Origin of the sequence: Sedimenticola selenatireducens (assembly GCF_007625115.1) — a bacterium.
In the GTDB taxonomy this organism is placed as follows: Bacteria; Pseudomonadota; Gammaproteobacteria; order Chromatiales; family Chromatiaceae; genus Sedimenticola; species Sedimenticola selenatireducens_A.
This window is the reverse complement of record NZ_VMNH01000009.1, coordinates 108855-126908: the sequence shown is the minus strand read 5'-3', so window position 1 is coordinate 126908 and position 18054 is coordinate 108855. Positions and strand designations below refer to the sequence as shown.

The following is an 18054-nucleotide window of genomic DNA, read 5'->3' as shown; positions in this document are numbered from 1 at the left end:
AATGTTTGGATCTGATAGAACACAAATGCGCCGTTTTTTTACCGAGACCTGGCGTAAGGCCCAGAGCGGAGAGATGTTAGTGCCCCTTGAGCAACTTCTCGCAGGGGTTATTCAGCAGCACCCGGAATATCATCCACTGATTGAATCAGCAGACAATGCGCTCGACAAAGATTTCCTTCCCGATGGCGGGGAGACGAATCCCTTCCTACATATGGGTATGCACATCAGTCTACAGGAGCAAATCGGCACCGACCGGCCTGCCGGTATTCGCAATCTTTATCAAAAAGCCGTGGCAAAAGTGGGCGACAGCCATGAGGCTGAACACCAAATGATGGAGTGTCTGGGAAAAATGCTTTGGGAGGCGCAGCGGGAAAACCGTGCACCCGATGAACAGGCTTATCTACACTGCGTCAAACAACGGGTGACTAAATAACAGCGTTATTAACTTTCTCTTTCTTGCGCTTCACGCGCTTGCCTGATCTGAGCACCCTGACGCTGAATAACATGCTGGATCAAAACATCGCGATCACGTGTTCGTATATGTGAGAAATTTGTTCTGAGATTATAGCTGTGATCTGAATCAGAGGCATCCCGCTCATCACAACTCACCACTTCAGCAAAGCAGAGAATTCCAGTATAGGAGGGTAATAAGAGGATTTTAAGCTCCAGAATAGTGCCTTCCGAAACGGGTTCCGATACATTAAACGAAATCCCGGTGGCACTCAGATTCACTTCCTGAGTAGGCTGAGTGAATAGCTCAGTTGCCTGTGCCAAAAAAGCCCGCCCAAGGATATCAATCTTTTTATCCAGTGATTTTAAATAGGCCGCAATTTCAGGGCGACTCGCCTCTATTTTATGCAAGGTACCCGTCATCTCCTGGGTAACTGCGGCAAGGCTGCTGACCACGGTAAAATGACTGTCGAGCTCTTGCTCAAGACGCTCAACACAATCAGGAACCTCGTCCAATGGCACCTTCTGATAGCTGAGTGTCAAACTGTCTTCGATACGAAAATACTGCCTGCGCTCATCCTGACTGATCTTCAACGGCCCTTCACTCCTGCTTTCTGCTGCTTGAATAAATCATCAATCACCCTAGCCCTGAGCAGGTGGAATGGCCAAGGCCTCACCACTCTCAACATCGGAGCCACGCTCAATGATCAGCTCGACACGCCTATTGATGGCTCTGTTCTCTCTGGAATCATTAGGCACTAAAGGTTGTGAATCGGCATGCCCCTCAACCTTTACACGGCCAGGATCAACGTTTGGATCATCCAACAGGGCATGTACCACAGTAACGGCTCGGGCGGAAGAGAGCTCCCAATTTGACCGAAAACGATTGGTCGATATCGGCACGTCATCGGAATGTCCCGCCACAACGACTTTACCGGGGGTTTTAGCCACCGCTTCACTGAGACGCACCATCACACCGTAGAAATCATCATTCAGCTTTGCGCTACCTGAAGGGAATGAGCCCTTTTCATTAATACGTATAATAATCTTCGCCTGCTGTGTCTCAACAGTGACCAATTTTTCTTCAATTTCCAGCTGCATGGCCTCTTTGATCTCTTCGGCCTGCTGGGCAATCTCCTGCATCAGTTTTTCCGCTGCCTCTGCCGCTGCCTCTTCCGCTGCCTCTGCCTCTGCCTCTGCCTCAGCGGCCACTTCAGCCTCTGATTTCGAAGCCGCATCCGGGACATCAAGATGCTGTTTCTCTACGTCTGTGGTCTGTTGACGCACCTCATCGACCAGTGAGGGCTCTGGAATGGTAGAGGGACTAAACTCCTGCTTAATAACGCTGGTCCCCATGACGATATCAGTCACCTGTACTTCCCGCTGTACGCCAAAGGCATCCTTCATAGAATCCGCCATCTTTTTGAATCGGATGGCATCAATCTCTGCAAATGAGAGCAGCAGTACGAAAAAACACATCAACAAGGACATCAAATCAGCAAAGGTTGCCAACCAGGGGGGTAATCCTGCATCACATTTTGGGCAATCATCTGACATACCCGTTACTCTGCCTCATCCTTGGTACGTTTATTGGAGGGGAGATAGGTAGAAAGCAATTGTTCGAGAACACGCGGATTCATGCCCTCTTGAATGCCGGCTATTGTCTCTATAATCAATGACTTATTTGTCTTTTCCAGGGCGCTTGCCCGGGCCAGTTTATCGGCCAGCGGCTGAGCAAAGGCATTGGCAATCACCGCACCATAGAGCGTGGTAAGCAGCGCCACCGCCATTGCCGGCCCAATACTGGCAGGATCCGACATATTCGCCAACATCTGCACCAGACCAACCAGAGTGCCAATCATACCCATGGCAGGGGCCATAGTAGCCATATTCTTAAACATGGTCTGACCCACCTCGTGGCGTTGTATAGTCAGATCAATATCTTTACTGAGCAACCGATTAACCAAGGCGGGATCATGCCCATCAACACAGAGCCCAATACCTTGTTTGAGAAACTCATTACTGATCTCTTGACCTTCCAATGCCAACAACCCGTTTTTACGTGCCACATCCGCCAGTGTGACCGCCTCTTCAATCAAGGTCGCTGCATCATCTGTCTTATAGAAGAAGGCCTTCATGCCCATACTGAATGAGCCCAGAAAATCTTTCAGGGAGACCTGCATCAACGTCACCATGAAAGTGCCACCTACCACAATCAGAATCGAGGGCACGTTAACAAACAGCATGACATCGCCGCCCGTGGCAATAGCACCAATAATGATGCCAAAACCGCCCAATAATCCGATCAGTGTCGCTATATCCACAAATACTTCCTCATTACGCCCTCTAGGCCGCGCAAAAACCTATTTCAGTACTAACGTTTGTAGCGGATACATCGCTAAAAACTTTAACGTTCAACACCATTCTATATTCGGTTAATCCACTATTATCTGCAAACCCTTCGCTCCACAAAGAAAGCGGCTTGATCCTTCAGACACAACTACGTAACTTGGTATCGCTCAGAATCAAAATTCGGTGTCTGAGGAAAGGGCTGACTTTCTATAATAATTGACCCACAGGAAGATAGGCGTGAAAAACCTGATTGATAAAAGCGTGCTCATTACTGGCTGCTCCAGTGGCATTGGTCTCTGCGCTGCAGAAGGTCTGAGAATGCGCGGATATAAGGTCATTGCCAGCGCCCGGAAGCAGGAAGATGTAGACCGATTAACCGCAGCCGGCTTTAGCGCCATTCTGCTTGATCTGACGGATTCCGCAAGCATTGAGCAGGCCGTTGCTCACACCCTTGCGATCACTGGCGGAAAACTCTATGCCCTCTTCAATAACGGCGCCTATGGACAGCCAGGTGCGATAGAAGATCTATCCAGGGAAACCTTGAGGGCACAGTTTGAGACTAACCTCTTTGGCTGGCACGAGCTCACCTGTCGGGTCATTCCGATAATGCGCAAACAGGGAGAGGGACGCATTATCCAAAACAGCTCGGTCCTCGGGTTTGCCGCACTGCCTTATCGGGGCGCCTATAATGCGAGTAAATTTGCACTGGAAGGACTCAGCGACACCCTGCGGGCAGAATTGAGGGGTAGCGGGATTAAGATCAGCCTGATCGAACCAGGCCCCATCGAAAGTCAGTTTCGTGCCAATGCCTACAGCATGTGGAAACAGAACATTGACCCGACACAGAGCTTCCATAGGCAGGCCTATCAAGCAATGGAAGAACGCCTGACTAAAAAGGGACCAGCGGTACCCTTCACACTGCCACCAGAATCCGTACTCAAGAGAGTCATTCACGCCCTGGAGAGCCCTCGGCCAAAGATACGATACTACGTGACCTTTCCGACCTACCTGTTTGGGACGTTAAAACGCCTGCTCCCTTTTTGGGCAATGGATTGGGTACTCCGTCAAGTCTGAGACCAAAAACAGACTCAGTGTTGCGCGAAATAGTCCGCCAAAAACTGGGTAAATGTCTGTTTATCCTCTTGTTCAATCTGATGCTGCTGTGCCAGTGAGGACTTCGCTTCCTGGAGTAGCAGCTGATATCGCTCCGTACTCGGTACCAAGCCACTGAAATAGGCCTGGTGCTGAAGTGACTTTCGCTTGGCGAAATGGAAGAAGCCTTCTCCCTGATCACGCATCTCTTGTAGCATTCTGGCTGAAGGGGTCAGCTCAGGATCATCGACACAGGCCATCTGCTGCTGAAGGGTTGCCGTATAAGGTCTAGCATCATCCCATTTATCCAGTAATTCACACACTGGTATCATCGCTTGAAGTAACTCACGCGCCCAGTCACGTAAACGAATATCACGACCTTGACGAGAAAGATAGAGTGCAGGATCGCGTCCACGGTGAGCTGCCCCACCAATATTTTGATCAATCTCTCTACGCTCCTGTACATTGATGGGCGGACTATCCATCAACAACGAATAGACCATAAAGGCACGTAAAAAATAGAGTTGCTCATGACTGACGCCCAAAGGATGGAAGGCATTCACATCGAGAGAACGCAATTCAATATAGCGAACACCACGGCGACGCAAAGCAATTGTGGGTTTCTCCATGCCGTGCAGGATCTGCTTGGGGCGAACAGTGGTGTAGTACTCATTCTCAATCTGCAGGATGTTGGCATTCAACTGCTCATACTGTCCATTCACCTCTACGCCGATCTTCTCCCACATCGGACAGGGGGTCTCGATCGCATGGGTCAAGCTCTCAATGTAACTCTGTAGATTGTTATAGTTGGCCTTGATGCCAACGCCTTTCTCTTTGCTATTGGTGTAACCGATATCACCCATGCGTAGAGAGGTCGCATAGGGTTCGTAGTAGGTATTTTTATCAAATAGAACAAGGTCCGTCTGCTTATTACCTAAAAAGGACTTGCAGACCGCAGGTGATGCACCAAAAAGATAGGGAATCAACCAGCCAAATCGCTGCAAATTCCTGATCAGTGACAGATAGGCGTCATCGGTAAAATCACGTAGCGACTTGTTGCTTTGTTGCATCGCCCTGAACAGTGGCCAGAAGGCCTCATCAAAAGAGAAGTTAAAGTGTACTCCGGCGATCACCTGCATAGTTCTGCCATAGCGGTGACCCAACCCTCTACGATAGACATTCTTCATAATGCCGGGATTGGAGGTGCCGTAATAGGCCAGCGGAATATTCTCTCCCCCATCCAGGACACAGGGCATACTGGTCGCCCAGAGGTATTCATTGTCCAGATGATCATAGACAAACTTCTGGGTATCACTGAGAAATGCCAGTGCCTCATCAACCTGCTGGCAGGGTGGCGTAATCAGCTCAGCCAGTGCTTCAGAATAATCCGTCGTAATATAGGCATTTGTAAGGGCTGAACCGAGACTGGAAGGGTGCGGTTGTTGTGAAATACTACCGCTGTCAGATACGCGCAGGCACTCCTTTTCGAGCCCTACAGCCCCCCCCGTGGCGAGGTACTGTCCGATATCATCCGGCAATTGCCGAATGCGGTCTTCAACTGTTTGATACAATCGTAATGTCCCGGCTATATGTCTGATTTGGATATTCGTCCCACTTGCACCGGACAAAGCCCCATTCCTTAACTGGCATTATAGCCATTGCGACTATCATCTGTCCGATGCATCAACCACATCTCCAGACTATTGCCGCGGGCCACACCCAATCACAACACTTTTTGCAATTAACATCAGGTTGGGCAAAGATAGTCTAATTTCAATAGCCCGAGACAAGAGATTGAAGAACCTGGTTTTATTCATCCTTATTCTATCCAGCAGTGCACTATACGCGGGTAAAAACAGCACCCAGCACACGGCGCAGCCACAAGAAAACCCTGCTACTGAGGCTATTGACCGTGAGATATGGACTCATCTTGATACCCGAAAACTGAAACTACGCTCTGCCTCTGTGCTGATTATCGATAAAGCGGGCAATGAGTTATACAGCAAGAAGAGCCAGCAACCGAGGCCTATAGGGTCCATTACCAAACTAATGACCGTAATGGTCATACTCGATGCCAAACTCTCACTGGATGAAAAGATCCCTATCACCAAGCAGGACAGAGACCTGATAAAACTAACCGGATCAAGACTCAAATACGGGGCCACACTCAGTCGTGGAGACCTGCTGAATCTCGCCCTGATGGCCTCCGAAAACCGCGCCGCCAGCGCCCTGGCCCGGACATATCCTGGTGGCACCGAGGCCTTTATCAAGGCCATGAACACCAAGGCGCAGGCCTTAGGCATGACACAGAGCCAGTTTACAGATCCTGCCGGATTGGAAGCAGACAATGTGGCATCCCCTCATGATTTGGCACTGATGGTCAGCGCGGCGAGTCGCTACCCTGAGATAGAGGCCGCTACCACCCGTCTCAAAATGGATGTTCACCCTTATCCCAAAAAAGGTGCGCTGACGTTTGGAAACACGAATCGATTATTAAAAAATCGAGCCTGGAATATATCCTTAAGCAAGACCGGCTATATTAACGAGGCCGGTCGTTGCCTGGTCATGCAGGCTGAAATGAAAGGAAAAGAGTTGATTATTGTGTTACTCAACTCCTTTGGAAAACTCACCCCATTTGGTGATGCCAACCGCATTCGGAAGTGGATAGACAGCTGACTTTCCGGGTTAATCAATCTGGTTAATTGACCATCGCAGCCCGACTTTGCCCCCCAATATAATCCGCAAGGATATGCGCGGCTTCGTTGAGCATGATCCGGGCAACAGGATCATCCTTGTCAGAAACAGGATCAGTCCGGTTTGTTTTTTCATCACTCTCATCTGGCTCGGGCGCTAAACCAATTGCCGTCAGGAAATGATTTTTTTCTGCCTTACGGCGTTTTTCCCGCAAATCCCATTCAACCACCCGATCCTTCTCCAGTAACGAGACCGAATGTTGCTCCCGGACCTCTTTCAACAGGGTTTCGACCTGCGTGAGATAGGTAAAACCAGGGTCATTTTTTACGCGCTGCTGATGCTTCTGCAGATACGGTTCTAATACGCCCAACCCCTGACTTTGATACTGTACAGCGCGAATCTGGGCCCAGGGAAGTGCATTTTCAAGACTTCGCTCGCCCTGCTCATCCGACTGAACGGCTGAAGGATAAATAATATCAGGGACGACACCTTTGAACTGCGTGCTACCACCATTTATGCGGAAGAATTGCGCCATCGTTAGGCGAAGCCGTCCAAGATTCTTATCGCCATAACGAACAAATCGACCAAGATCAACCAGCGTTTGTACCGTCCCCTTTCCAAAAGTAGGTTCGCCTATGATTATACCGCGATGATAATCCTGTATGGCCCCGGCAAAAATCTCCGAGGCCGAAGCGCTGTGCCTGTCAACCAAGACAGCCAACGGACCGCCATATACCTGAGCGGGATCGGGATCACGCTCTATATCGAGATTTCCAGAGGCATTTTTAACTTGGACCACTGGGCCGGAGGGAATGAAAAGCCCTGTCAGCTCGGTAGCTTCTACCAAAGAGCCACCGCCATTCTGTCGCAAATCAATGATGACACCATCAACCCCTTCCGCCTCTAACTCTTTAAGCAAACGACGGACATCCCGCGTGGTGCTGGTAGAATTCTCATCACCTTTAGAAAAGCCCTGGAAATCCCGGTAAAATGCTGGAAGATCAATGACTCCGATTTTAGTACTACCCATACCACCCAGGCCTTCAATGATATATTTCTTGGCCGCCTGGTCTTCAAGCTTAATCTCATTACGAACCAAAGTGACCAGCTTGGAACGACCGGTGGAACCTTCATCTTCCGGCAGTAACTGTAAGCGAACAGTGGTCCCCTTCGCTCCCCGAATCAGATCAACCACATCCTGTAGCCGCCAACCAACGACATCTTCCATCTCGCCTTGGGCATCCTGCGCGACTCCGATAATACGATCCCCCGGGTTGACCTGACCGCTCAGGGCAGCAGGACCACCAACCACCGTGCGTTGTACCACGGTGTATTCATTTTCATTTTTCAGCACTGCACCTATACCCTCGAGAGAGAGACGCATGCTGATATCAAAATTCTCCGAAACACGGGGAGACATATAGGAAGTATGGGGCTCAAGACTGAGCGTATAGGAGTTGATGAAGATCTGGAACACATCATCAGAGTCCATCTGGCGAGTGCGCCGCTGGATTCCGGCATAGCGCTTTTCCAGGGTGCTGCGAATCTCATCCAGCGGTTTATCCTTCAGCTTCAGACTAAGGATATCGCTTTTTACTTTCTTGCGCCAAAGCTCATCCAGGTCCCGCTTATCGGTTGCCCAGGGGCTCTTTTCGCGGTCGAATTGATAGCTTTCATTGATCGTAAAATCATAATCCACTTCCAACAATTTCAACGCAAGATCAATGCGTTCATCAACCCGCTGACGGTATACTCGAAAGATATTGAATGCGGAGTCGAGCCTCGCCTCTTTCAGGTCATCATCCAATCGATCGCTCACAACTGCAAAACGGTCATAATCACCCTGCATAAAGAAGTTTTTATTGGGATCCAGCACTGTCAGATAGCGATCTAATATCGCCTTTGACATCTCATCATTTAGCTGATGCTTCTTGTAATGATACTCATCGATCACTTTTAAAATGATCAGAGTGGATTGGCGCTGTGAGCGGGTCGGCTGCAGTTCATCTAGTGGAACCTCCCGGACACTGGCAAATACCAGCGATACACTCTGGAGTAGCAGAAAGGCCGAAAGCAGCAGATATCTAAATTTCATAGGCAGAGTAATATCCCGTAAACAACCGTTGGACCTCAAATGGGCCCCATAGGTTTCATCACATGATGAGTTTGAGTTTAGCACGCCCTATTCGAGGAATGGCATAACTGGATGTAAGCCCGTGAGCAGGTTCATATATCCCGGCTCATCCGGGTTGATATAGCCATGGCGGATAAGAAAATCAATAATAACCAGGTTACAGTTGAGTTTGAATTCATTGCCACTTCTCACGCGCTCCATTACCTCCTCAACTGGCCAGAGATAAAACGCCTGCACCTCACCATCAGTGCAAGCAGGTGTAAAATCTATTGGTAATTCAAGGTCATAACAATAGAGCGTATCGGATTTAAAACCGATTTGAGTATCCATGTGGTAGTTTACAGCGCCAACGGGAACGGCATGTTCTGCCAACTCAAGGGGTATGCCCGCCTCTTCCCAACACTCTTTGGCCAGATTCTCCTCGAGGGAAATACCGTAAGGAAGTCCACCTGCAGCGAGATTATCCAGATGTCCGGGGTAGTGGAGTCTGTCTTCCGCACGACGACTGATCCACATCTTTAGCCCATCAGGGCTTCGGACAAAGGCGTTGACATGCTGCCCAAAGGCCCGAATACCAAAGCAAGGCGCCATCGCCCGATCAATAAGTAACAGCGGACCAGGAGTCCCATCGGCATACGCCGCATATTGTTCACCATGAAAAGGGCGCAACACGCCCTGTTTGACTAGCCGTTCCAGCGCATCAGCCACTTTTTCGGAACGGTGTGCCAAGCCATCCCCTCGATCCATAAGCGAAACAGAGGCGTCCGTAATATCAAATATCTCGGGCCAGGACAACAGCCGTCGTACGAAGTCACGGTTTACCCGGCCAACAACATGCCCTGAAACAATAAAGGGGAGAAAACGACTCGCATCGTGGGTATTGCAAGCGGCTATGTGATCCAAAAAACTCATACGGCATTATTCCTGAGTTTGGCTTATGGACTCAACCAGCAAGCGCAGATTATTCGAACCCAGCAACACACACGGGTATGTGTGTTGACTAGCGGTCATCAATCACCGCCCGTACTACCCGCCCCGCCCAGCGACTCACCAACCCGGCATTGGCCAGCCGGAATTCACTCCTTAACACTATCCGCTGACCAGGTTCCAGCTTTTCCGGAACCTTATATTCAGCACGTACGCTGACCCGCCCGCTGGCACTACGCTCACCCAACTGAACGTGCAGATTACTGACTGCAACGGTTGTCCGGTTTTCCAGTTGAATCAGCAACCTACCGGAAGAGTCAACGGCCAGGGAGGTATTAAGATATTTGTGCGGATGCGCAGGGAGATCAAGCCTTACCAATGCCGCAGCCGCAGCCTGGCCACTCCCAGACGAAGCGCCAGAAGCGGCCTGATAGTGTGCCAAGGCCTGCTGCCTATCTCCTGCCCGCAAGGCTTCCTGACCGAGGAGATAGTGCGCATCTGCTGTTGGCAGAAGCTCGATACTTTTACTTAAATCCTGTCTGGCACCTACGTGATCGCCCAACTCCGCCTTGACCGCGCCTCGTTTAAGCAAATGCCTGAAAAAATCACTATCCAACTGCACCGCCCGGTCGTAGGCACTCAGCGCGGCTGGGTTATTCCGCTTCAGCACCAACGCATCCCCATTAAGCCCATGAAACAGGGCCTCTCTGGGCTCAATTTTGATCGCCTTTTTTGCCAGCGCCAAAGCCTGATCTGGCTTCTTATCACGCAGGGCAGCCAACCCCTCTGTGTACGCTGCATATCCAGGGGCAACACGCTTCAATGCGGCTATCTGCTTTTGATAACGCTCACGCCCCAAATCCCCGCCTTTCGCCAGCCGTCTGGCCGTCTCCCGATTCTTCTCAACACGTTCCATGGAGGGGGGGTGACTGGCAAACAGACCTGACAGCCAATTTTCTTTACGGTCTTTTGAGAGGCGGACGAAGGTCTCCTGCAGCCCTACAGCCGCCATCGGATCATATCCTGCCCGGACCATGTAGGTCATACCAAACAGATCCGCCTCCAACTCTGCATCACGCGAATAGCCTTGATTAATCAGGTTGGCCCCTACAGCTGCAGCACCGACCGCCAACTGAGAATAGTCACTGTCACGAGTCGCTACTCCGGCCGCGAGCAATACACCTTGGAGTACTATGCCGCGCTCTATTCCCTGTGCACCATGGCGTGCAGCCGCATGGACAATCTCGTGCCCCAGCACAGCCGCCAGTTCAGCTTCATTATCCAATTCCAGCAGTAATCCCCGATTCACTGCGATCTTGCCACCGGGTAAGGCCCAGGCATTAGGGGTTGAATCGTTAAGCACAACAAACTCATAGGGTAACTTTCGATCACTGACGGCCGCCAGACGTTGTCCCACACCTTGCACATACTTGATCAGGGAGGGATCAAGCTTATAGTCACCTCCTTGCATCTGACGGCTGGGCTGATACTGTGACTGGCCAATTTGTAATTCACTCGCTTCTGAAACCAGCGCCAGCTCACTCTTTCCTGTCACTGGATTGGTGGCACAGCCCGTGATACCCGCAACAATCAGTAAAACCCAAAGCGGCCATAGCCAATGTGGCAAACGTCTATTCATCCTCATCATTTACCTTCCATTTTCTTTACGGCTTCCCATTTATCTTCCATCTCCAACGATGTGGAGTCCTTTAATGATCTACCCTCTGCCAAAACCATCTCTTCCATACCGTTGAACCGTGTTTGGAATTTATCATTAGCTTCACGTAACAATGTCTCGGCATGCAAACCAAGATGTCGGCTCAGATTGACACAACTGAATAGCAGATCGCCCATCTCCTCTGCAATCTTTTGAGGGGCCGGTTGGGAAACCGTCAATTCAGCTTCCAGTTCGGCCAACTCTTCTTTGACCTTTGCCAGCACATCCATCTTATCTGACCAATCAAAACCCACTTTTGCTGCACGCTTTTGTAATTTTTCGGCCCGTATCAGTGCGGGTAGCGCCCTGGCAACGCCATCAAGCTGACGAGCCGGCAAAGTCCCGGCCTTTATTTGACGCTCCTCGGCCTTTAACTGTTCCCACCGAAGAGTCTGTTCATGGACATCGGCCACTTCTACATCAGCAAAGACATGCGGGTGACGACGCAACATTTTCTGGCAAATACTCTGTGTCACATCGCCCATATCAAAATTGCCCTGCTCACTGGCAATTTGCGCATAGAAGACGATTTGAAAAAGGAGATCGCCCAGCTCATCACACAACTCTGGCATATCATCTTTGGCAATGCTGTCAGCGACCTCATATACCTCCTCAATGGTATAGGGAACAATAGTCTCCAGCGTCTGCTCCTTGTCCCAAGGACAGCCTCCTTCTGGATCTCTTAGCTGGGCCATTATCTCAATCAGTTGCTGCATACTCATCGATACACCTTCATGTTTTTATCGCCCAACATTTGAAAAATCGCTGTTGGCATACTGCACGATAATCAATTCAAATTATTTGAAACTAACTTTGCCTGAATGCTGTCACTAAATATTATGCCGCTTTTTTTTAACAACATTCACGGCAAAGTTCTAAAACATCAACTAAGCTTCTCGAATAAGCGTTACACGAAATCAACATAAACTGAAGCGAAGTATATCTTTATGTTGGTTGCGCCGAAAAACATAACGAATAACGGACAGACTAGGCGAGGAGAAAACAGACACCATACTGCTGTAAATGCGGATGGCGGTACCGTATCACACTATCAGGAGGGACGACTCCATGACTATTTTTGACCATTATCAGAGTCGATTTGAGGCCAATCAGGAATCGGAAATAACACTGGAAGAGTATCTGGATCTCTGTAAAGAGGACAAATCAGTATACGCCTCTGCTGCAGAAAGACTGCTCATAGCCATCGGTGATCCAGATCTAGTAGACACCAGCAAAGACCCTCGCCTCAGCCGCATTTTCTCCAACAAGGTAATCAAGACCTACCCAAGTTTCAATGGATTCTATGGAATGGAAGATGCTATCGAATCGGTAGTGTCATTCTTGCGTCACGCAGCCCAGGGTCTGGAAGAGAAAAAGCAGATCCTGTACCTGTTAGGCCCAGTGGGTGGCGGCAAGTCGTCCCTTGCCGAACAACTCAAATACCTCATGGAGAAAGTGCCCTTTTATGCCTTAAAAGGGTCTCCTGTGAATGAGAGCCCGCTGGGCCTATTCGACCCCAACGAAGATGGCGAACTTATCCTCGAGCGCTATGGAATATCACGCCGCTACCTGGACCATATACCCAGCCCCTGGGCGGTTAAACGATTGCGCGAGTATGGCGGGGACATCTCTAAATTCAAGGTCGTAAAAGTATGGCCGAGCCGACTTAGCCAGACGGGTATTGCCAAGACCGAACCTGGCGATGAGAACAATCAGGATATCTCCAGCCTGACTGGCAAAGTGGATATTAGAAAGCTGGATGAATTTTCCCAGGACGATCCAGATTGCTACAGCTTCTCTGGTGGACTCTGCCAAGCCAATCAGGGCTTGCTTGAATTCGTCGAGATGTTCAAGGCACCGATTAAAGTGCTGCATCCCCTACTTACGGCAACACAAGAGGGTAATTACAAAGGCACTGAAGGCATATCCGCCATTCCATTCGAAGGTATCATCCTGGCTCACTCCAACGAATCAGAATGGCAGAGCTTCAAAAACAACAGGAACAATGAGGCCTTCCTGGATCGCGTCAACATCGTCAAGGTGCCTTACTGCCTCCGAGTCACTGAAGAGATAGAGATTTATAAAAAGCTGATTACCCATTCGAGTCTGGCAGAAGCACCCTGCGCACCGGACACACTCAAAATGATGGCCCAATTCGCAGTCTTGACACGCTTGAAAGAGCCTGAGAACTCAAACATCTGGAGCAAGATGCGGGTCTATGACGGAGAAAATCTGAAAGACACTGACCCCAAGGCCAAAAGCCTTATGGAGTATAAGGACTATGCTGGCGTCAATGAAGGCATGAACGGACTCAGCACCCGTTTCTCATACAAGATCCTCTCCAAAGTTTTCAACTTTGACAATACCGAAGTTGCAGCCAATCCCGTTCATCTACTCTATGTATTAGAACAACAGATCATGCAGGAACAATTCCCGCCAGAGCTGCAGGAACGCTATCTGGAATACATCAAGGGACACCTGGTTCCCGAATACATCAAGTTTATTGGCAAGGAGATTCAGACTTCTTATCTCGAAAGCTATTCAGAGTACGGACAAAACATCTTTGACCGCTATGTCACCTATGTTGATTACTGGCTGCAGGATCAAGAGTTTCGTGACCCGGACACAGGCGAGTTTCTTAACCGCTCCGCACTTAATGAAGAGTTGGAGAAAATTGAAAAGCCAGCGGGCATTTCCAATCCGAAAGATTTTCGCAATGAGATCGTCAACTTCGTGTTACGCGCACGCGCCAATAACAATGGCAAAAACCCCAGCTGGACCAGCTATGAAAAATTGCGCACCGTTATCGAGAAGAAGATGTTCTCTAATACCGAAGAGTTATTGCCGGTTATCAGCTTCAATGCCAAGGCCTCTACTGAGGACCAGCAAAAACATGAGGACTTCATCAGCCGCATGATGACCAAAGGCTACACGCGCAAGCAAGTTCGATTACTGTCCGAGTGGTATCTGCGTGTTCGGAAGGCCAACTAACATGAAGGAGGTGATGTAACAGCGAGAGTCGATTGAGTATGAATAAAGGATGTGACCTATGGCCATGATCATTGACCGCAGACTGGACGGGCGAAACAAGAGCGCCGTGAACCGTCAAAGATTGATGCGGAGATACAAACAGCAGATTAAAAAATCCGTATCTGATGCGATCAGTAAACGATCCATTACGGATACTGAGTCTGGCGAAAAGATCAACATCCCCGCCAAGGATGTCAAAGAGCCAATCATTCATCATGGCTCTGGAGGCATACAAGAAAATGTTCACCCTGGTAACAAAGAGTTCAGTGAGGGTGATCAGGTAAAGCGGCCTGAAAAATCAAATCAAGGCGGTGGGGGCAGTCAGGCCTCCAATTCGGGCGAAGGGGATGATGACTTCGGCTTCGAGATCTCCAAGGACGAGTATCTCGATTTGTTATTCGAAGAACTCGCCCTTCCCAATCTGGTAAAAACAAAAGTTGCTGCACAGGCCACTCAAACGCTGGTCAGATCGGGTTTCTCCAACACGGGCGTTGCATCAAACTTGAATCTGGTGCGCACTATGCGGCGCGCAAAGGGTCGCAAGATAGCCATTGCATCACCCTACAGTAAACGCTGCAGGGAACTTGAAGAAGTCCTGAAACAGGAACTGGATAAAAAACCGCACAACGAGGAGAAGATAAAAGGCTTGCGAGAAGAGCTGTCTCTATTACGCTCACGCATTGAAGCCATCCCCTTTATTGACACCTATGACCTCAAGTTTAATCAGTTCATCCCCCAGCCAAAACCGATCACACAGGCGGTAATGTTTTGCATCATGGACGTCTCAGGCTCCATGAGCCAGGCCACAAAGGATATCGCCAAGCGCTTTTTCATTCTGCTTTATCTGTTTCTAAGCCGCAGCTATGAGAAGACTGATGTCGTATTTATACGCCATCACACCTCGGCGAAAGAGGTCGATGAAGAAGAGTTTTTCTACTCCCGTGAAACCGGGGGGACCATCGTATCAAGCGCATTAAAACTGATGCGTGACATTATTCGGGAACGCTACCCCACGGAAGACTGGAACATCTATGCCGCACAAGCCAGTGACGGTGACAACTGGGAAGATGATAGCGCCACCTGCCGGGATCTTATGATTGATTCAATCATGCCCTATCTTCAGTACTACGCTTATGTGGAGATACATAATCAGGAACATCAAGGCCTTTGGCGAGAGTATGAAAAAGTCGGAGAGATGTTTGAAGCCTTCTCCATGAAACAGATCAGGGATACCGGTGATATCTACCCTGTTTTTCATGAGCTATTTAAAAGGCAAGAAGCATGAGTAGAACAAAAGAAAAAACTTCTGCCAAAAGCTCCGAAGCACGGCCGCATAAAGAGTCGACGCGCCTCATCTCTACCGAGTCAGATTGGACCTTTGACCTGATAGAGGAATACAACCAACAGATTGAGCGTATAGCAAAAGATATCTTTCATCTCGATTGCTATCCAGTGCAATTGGAATTGATCTCAAGTGAACAGATGATGGATGCCTACGCCTCAGTTGGTATGCCGATTGGATATAACCATTGGAGCTTTGGCAAGCAGTTTGTCATAACGGAAAAAAACTATAAACGGGGTCAGATGAATCTGGCCTATGAAATTGTCATCAACTCCAACCCATGCATTGCCTATCTGATGGAAGAAAACACACTCACCATGCAGGCATTGGTGATAGCGCATGCGGCCTATGGACATAACAGTTTTTTCAAGGGCAACTATCTCTTTAAGATTTGGACCGACGCAGAAGCCATCATTGATTACCTTATCTTCGCGAAGAACTATGTAGCCGAATGCGAAGAAAAGTACGGCGTAGAAGAGGTTGAAGATATTCTGGATTCATGTCACGCCCTGATGAACTTTGGTGTAGACCGCTACAAACGACGGGCAGGTGAAACACTTGAAGATGAACCGCTTATTCAGTCTGACAGAGAACTCATGTTACAGCACCATGTCAACGAACTGTGGCGACAACTGAATATTTTCGAGCCTGAAAAAAGGGAGAAAGAAAACAAACGCATTCCACCAGAACCACAGGAGAATATTCTCTATTTTCTTGAAAAGAATGCCCCTCTACTCAAGCCCTGGCAGCGTGAAATCATTCGTATCGTAAGAAAAATTGCGCAGTATTTCTATCCACAACGACAGACTCAGGTGATGAATGAGGGATGGGCCTGCTTCTGGCATTACACCATCATGAATCAAATGTATGACGAGGGATTGATCAACGATGCCGCCATGATGGAGTTTCTTCACACGCACACTAACGTGATATCACAGCCGGACTTTGACAGCCCCTACTATTCCGGAATCAATCCTTATGCCCTGGGCTTCAAGATGATGATGGATATACGCCGCATCTGCGAAGAGCCAACCGATGAGGATCTGCAGTGGTTCCCTGATATCGCCAACACTGATTGGCAAAAGACCCTCGACTTCGCCATGCGTAACTTCAAAGATGAAAGTTTCATTGGACAGTATCTTTCCCCTCGACTGATTCGCGAATTCCGCTTATTCGCCGTACTGGATGATGACAGCGAAGAAACTTTGGGTATCTCGGCCATTCATGATGACGGCGGCTATAAGAGGGTCAGAGAAAAACTGAGTGCACAATACAACCTCAGTAATCGGGAGCCCAATATTCAGGTGTACAACGTGGATCATCGGGGCGACAGAACGCTGACTCTTCGCTATTACCAGGATAAGAACAGGCCCCTCTCCGAGACCACTGAAGAGGTGATCAAACACTTGCACCGCCTGTGGTGTTTCAATGTTGAGATTGAAACGGTAGAGAGTGATGGAACGAAGCGCATCACCCACCGCTGTCCAAAGCCAGGTAAAGAGGACGCCGACCGGGACTAAGCAGCACTCTCTTGCAGGCTATAACATTTGGGTGAAACACCTAACTCACTTCGAAACATTGCCGAAAAGGCACTGGTACTCTGATAACCCAGTTCAAAGGCAACCTGGGTTACCGATTCACCCTTTCCCAATCGGTCAATCGCTTCCATCAGCCGTAATCGTCTTCGCCAGGCACCAAAACTCATCCCGGTCTGTTTCAAAAAAAGTCGTGACAATGTTCGTGGGCTACTCCCAACGACAGCCGACCACGCCTCAATGGTCCGAGAATCTTCAGGATGGGCAATCAGTGCATCTATCACCTTTCTGACCCGCGCATGCTTGGGCATTGGCAGATGCAGCGGAGCTCGTTTCATCTGTCGCAACTCATCCAGAATAACGCCCATCAACCGCCTTTCTGGTCCTTCAGGCGGATAGCTATTGCCGATCTTCACAGCACGCAGTATTAACGCCCGCAACAATTCACTTACTGCAATTGCACAGCAATCATTAGGCAAGCCGTCTGTCCAGGCCGGATCAACATAGATAGTACGTAGCGCAATCGCTTCGTTTGCAATCACCTGATGCTCAATCATGGAGGGAATCCAGACAGCCTGGGTGGAAGGAACCAGCCAGGTTCCCAGTGAAGTCACTACCCGCATCACCCCCTGAATAGAGTAGAGCAACTGGGCACGAGGATGGGTATGCGGGGCGCCCTGTTCTCGCTCTATATCCAAAGCGATCGACACTACCGGCAAGTCGGGATTGATGATCTGTCCTGTTGTGGAGGGCTGTAACAATGTCTATTTCTCTATAGTAA

At 49.3% G+C, this 18054-nt stretch carries 15 protein-coding genes; 6 read left to right on the top strand and 9 right to left on the bottom strand.

Going from position 1 to position 18054, the window contains the following annotated elements; translation table 11 throughout:
* Position 1: 1 nt before the first annotated feature.
* The gene (locus FHP88_RS09440) at positions 2–433 is read left to right on the top strand and encodes a DUF1841 family protein (protein ID WP_144358793.1); all 432 of its coding nucleotides are present in this window, start codon (positions 2–4) and stop codon (positions 431–433) included.
* Positions 434–441: 8 nt separating this feature from the next.
* On the opposite strand, the gene FHP88_RS09435 is transcribed toward FHP88_RS09440, so the two are convergent.
* Genes FHP88_RS09435 through pomA form a run of 3 tightly spaced genes read right to left on the bottom strand, consistent with a single transcriptional unit; the run spans position 442 to position 2774 of the window.
* Positions 442–1044: a PilZ domain-containing protein gene (locus tag FHP88_RS09435; protein WP_144358792.1), complete on the bottom strand. Its 603-nt coding sequence runs from the start codon at positions 1042–1044 to the stop codon at positions 442–444.
* Between the two features lie 48 nt (positions 1045–1092).
* Positions 1093–2007, bottom strand: a complete 915-nt coding sequence (locus tag FHP88_RS09430) for a flagellar motor protein MotB (protein ID WP_144358791.1) — start codon at positions 2005–2007, stop codon at positions 1093–1095.
* 5 nt (positions 2008–2012) lie between these two features.
* Positions 2013–2774 (bottom strand): flagellar motor protein PomA, encoded by a 762-nt coding sequence (pomA, locus tag FHP88_RS09425; RefSeq protein WP_144358790.1) that lies wholly within the window; start codon positions 2772–2774, stop codon positions 2013–2015.
* Positions 2775–3039: 265 nt separating this feature from the next.
* On the opposite strand from pomA, the gene FHP88_RS09420 reads away from it, so the two are divergent.
* A complete protein-coding gene (locus tag FHP88_RS09420) occupies positions 3040–3876 on the top strand; it encodes an SDR family oxidoreductase (protein ID WP_260843229.1) in 837 nt (278 codons plus the stop codon).
* Positions 3877–3890: 14 nt separating this feature from the next.
* Here FHP88_RS09420 and gshA read toward each other — a convergent pair whose 3' ends face one another.
* On the bottom strand, positions 3891–5465 hold the full coding sequence (gene gshA, locus FHP88_RS09415; protein WP_144358789.1) for a glutamate--cysteine ligase: 1575 nt from the start codon (positions 5463–5465) through the stop codon (positions 3891–3893).
* 223 nt (positions 5466–5688) lie between these two features.
* On the opposite strand from gshA, the gene FHP88_RS09410 reads away from it, so the two are divergent.
* Entirely contained in the window at positions 5689–6570 is an 882-nt protein-coding gene (locus tag FHP88_RS09410; RefSeq protein ID WP_260843228.1) for a serine hydrolase, read from the top strand.
* Between the two features lie 22 nt (positions 6571–6592).
* Here the strand turns inward: FHP88_RS09410 and FHP88_RS09405 are convergent, their stop codons facing one another.
* The 4 genes from FHP88_RS09405 to mazG form a co-directional block, all read right to left on the bottom strand.
* Positions 6593–8683 (bottom strand): carboxy terminal-processing peptidase, encoded by a 2091-nt coding sequence (locus tag FHP88_RS09405; RefSeq protein ID WP_144358788.1) that lies wholly within the window; start codon positions 8681–8683, stop codon positions 6593–6595.
* Between the two features lie 87 nt (positions 8684–8770).
* Entirely contained in the window at positions 8771–9634 is an 864-nt protein-coding gene (locus FHP88_RS09400; protein WP_144358787.1) for a DUF4743 domain-containing protein, read from the bottom strand.
* Positions 9635–9722: 88 nt separating this feature from the next.
* Positions 9723–11288, bottom strand: a complete 1566-nt coding sequence (locus tag FHP88_RS09395; RefSeq protein ID WP_186297670.1) for a M48 family metalloprotease — start codon at positions 11286–11288, stop codon at positions 9723–9725.
* Positions 11289–11293: 5 nt separating this feature from the next.
* Positions 11294–12088, bottom strand: coding sequence for a nucleoside triphosphate pyrophosphohydrolase (gene mazG, locus FHP88_RS09390; RefSeq protein WP_313957288.1), 795 nt, complete (start codon positions 12086–12088; stop codon positions 11294–11296).
* Between the two features lie 346 nt (positions 12089–12434).
* Here mazG and FHP88_RS09385 point away from each other — a divergent pair, with 346 nt between their 5' ends.
* Genes FHP88_RS09385 through FHP88_RS09375 form a run of 3 tightly spaced genes read left to right on the top strand, consistent with a single transcriptional unit; the run spans position 12435 to position 17258 of the window.
* On the top strand, positions 12435–14357 hold the full coding sequence (locus tag FHP88_RS09385; RefSeq protein WP_144358785.1) for a PrkA family serine protein kinase: 1923 nt from the start codon (positions 12435–12437) through the stop codon (positions 14355–14357).
* A gap of 58 nt (positions 14358–14415) precedes the next feature.
* A complete protein-coding gene (locus FHP88_RS09380; protein ID WP_144358784.1) occupies positions 14416–15681 on the top strand; it encodes a YeaH/YhbH family protein in 1266 nt (421 codons plus the stop codon).
* On the top strand, positions 15678–17258 hold the full coding sequence (locus FHP88_RS09375) for a SpoVR family protein (protein WP_144358783.1): 1581 nt from the start codon (positions 15678–15680) through the stop codon (positions 17256–17258). The genes FHP88_RS09380 and FHP88_RS09375 overlap by 4 nt, the downstream gene beginning before the upstream one ends.
* Here FHP88_RS09375 and FHP88_RS09370 read toward each other — a convergent pair.
* The gene (locus FHP88_RS09370) at positions 17255–18034 is read right to left on the bottom strand and encodes an AraC family transcriptional regulator (protein ID WP_144358782.1); all 780 of its coding nucleotides are present in this window, start codon (positions 18032–18034) and stop codon (positions 17255–17257) included. The two genes, FHP88_RS09375 and FHP88_RS09370, sit on opposite strands and share 4 nt — an antisense overlap.
* Positions 18035–18054: the final 20 nt, after the last annotated feature.

Excerpts from the sequence above, each read along its gene's own strand:
- FHP88_RS09405 (WP_144358788.1), bottom strand. The coding sequence starts at position 8,683 with ATGAAATTTAGATATCTGCTGCTTTCGGCCTTTCTGCTACTCCAGAGT.
- FHP88_RS09385 (WP_144358785.1), top strand. The coding sequence starts at position 12,435 with ATGACTATTTTTGACCATTATCAGAGTCGATTTGAGGCCAATCAGGAA.
- FHP88_RS09395 (WP_186297670.1), bottom strand. The coding sequence starts at position 11,288 with ATGAATAGACGTTTGCCACATTGGCTATGGCCGCTTTGGGTTTTACTG.
- mazG (WP_313957288.1), bottom strand. The coding sequence starts at position 12,088 with ATGAGTATGCAGCAACTGATTGAGATAATGGCCCAGCTAAGAGATCCA.
- FHP88_RS09375 (WP_144358783.1), top strand. The coding sequence starts at position 15,678 with ATGAGTAGAACAAAAGAAAAAACTTCTGCCAAAAGCTCCGAAGCACGG.
- FHP88_RS09440 (WP_144358793.1), top strand. The coding sequence starts at position 2 with ATGTTTGGATCTGATAGAACACAAATGCGCCGTTTTTTTACCGAGACC.
- FHP88_RS09400 (WP_144358787.1), bottom strand. The coding sequence starts at position 9,634 with ATGAGTTTTTTGGATCACATAGCCGCTTGCAATACCCACGATGCGAGT.
- FHP88_RS09380 (WP_144358784.1), top strand. The coding sequence starts at position 14,416 with ATGGCCATGATCATTGACCGCAGACTGGACGGGCGAAACAAGAGCGCC.
- FHP88_RS09430 (WP_144358791.1), bottom strand. The coding sequence starts at position 2,007 with ATGTCAGATGATTGCCCAAAATGTGATGCAGGATTACCCCCCTGGTTG.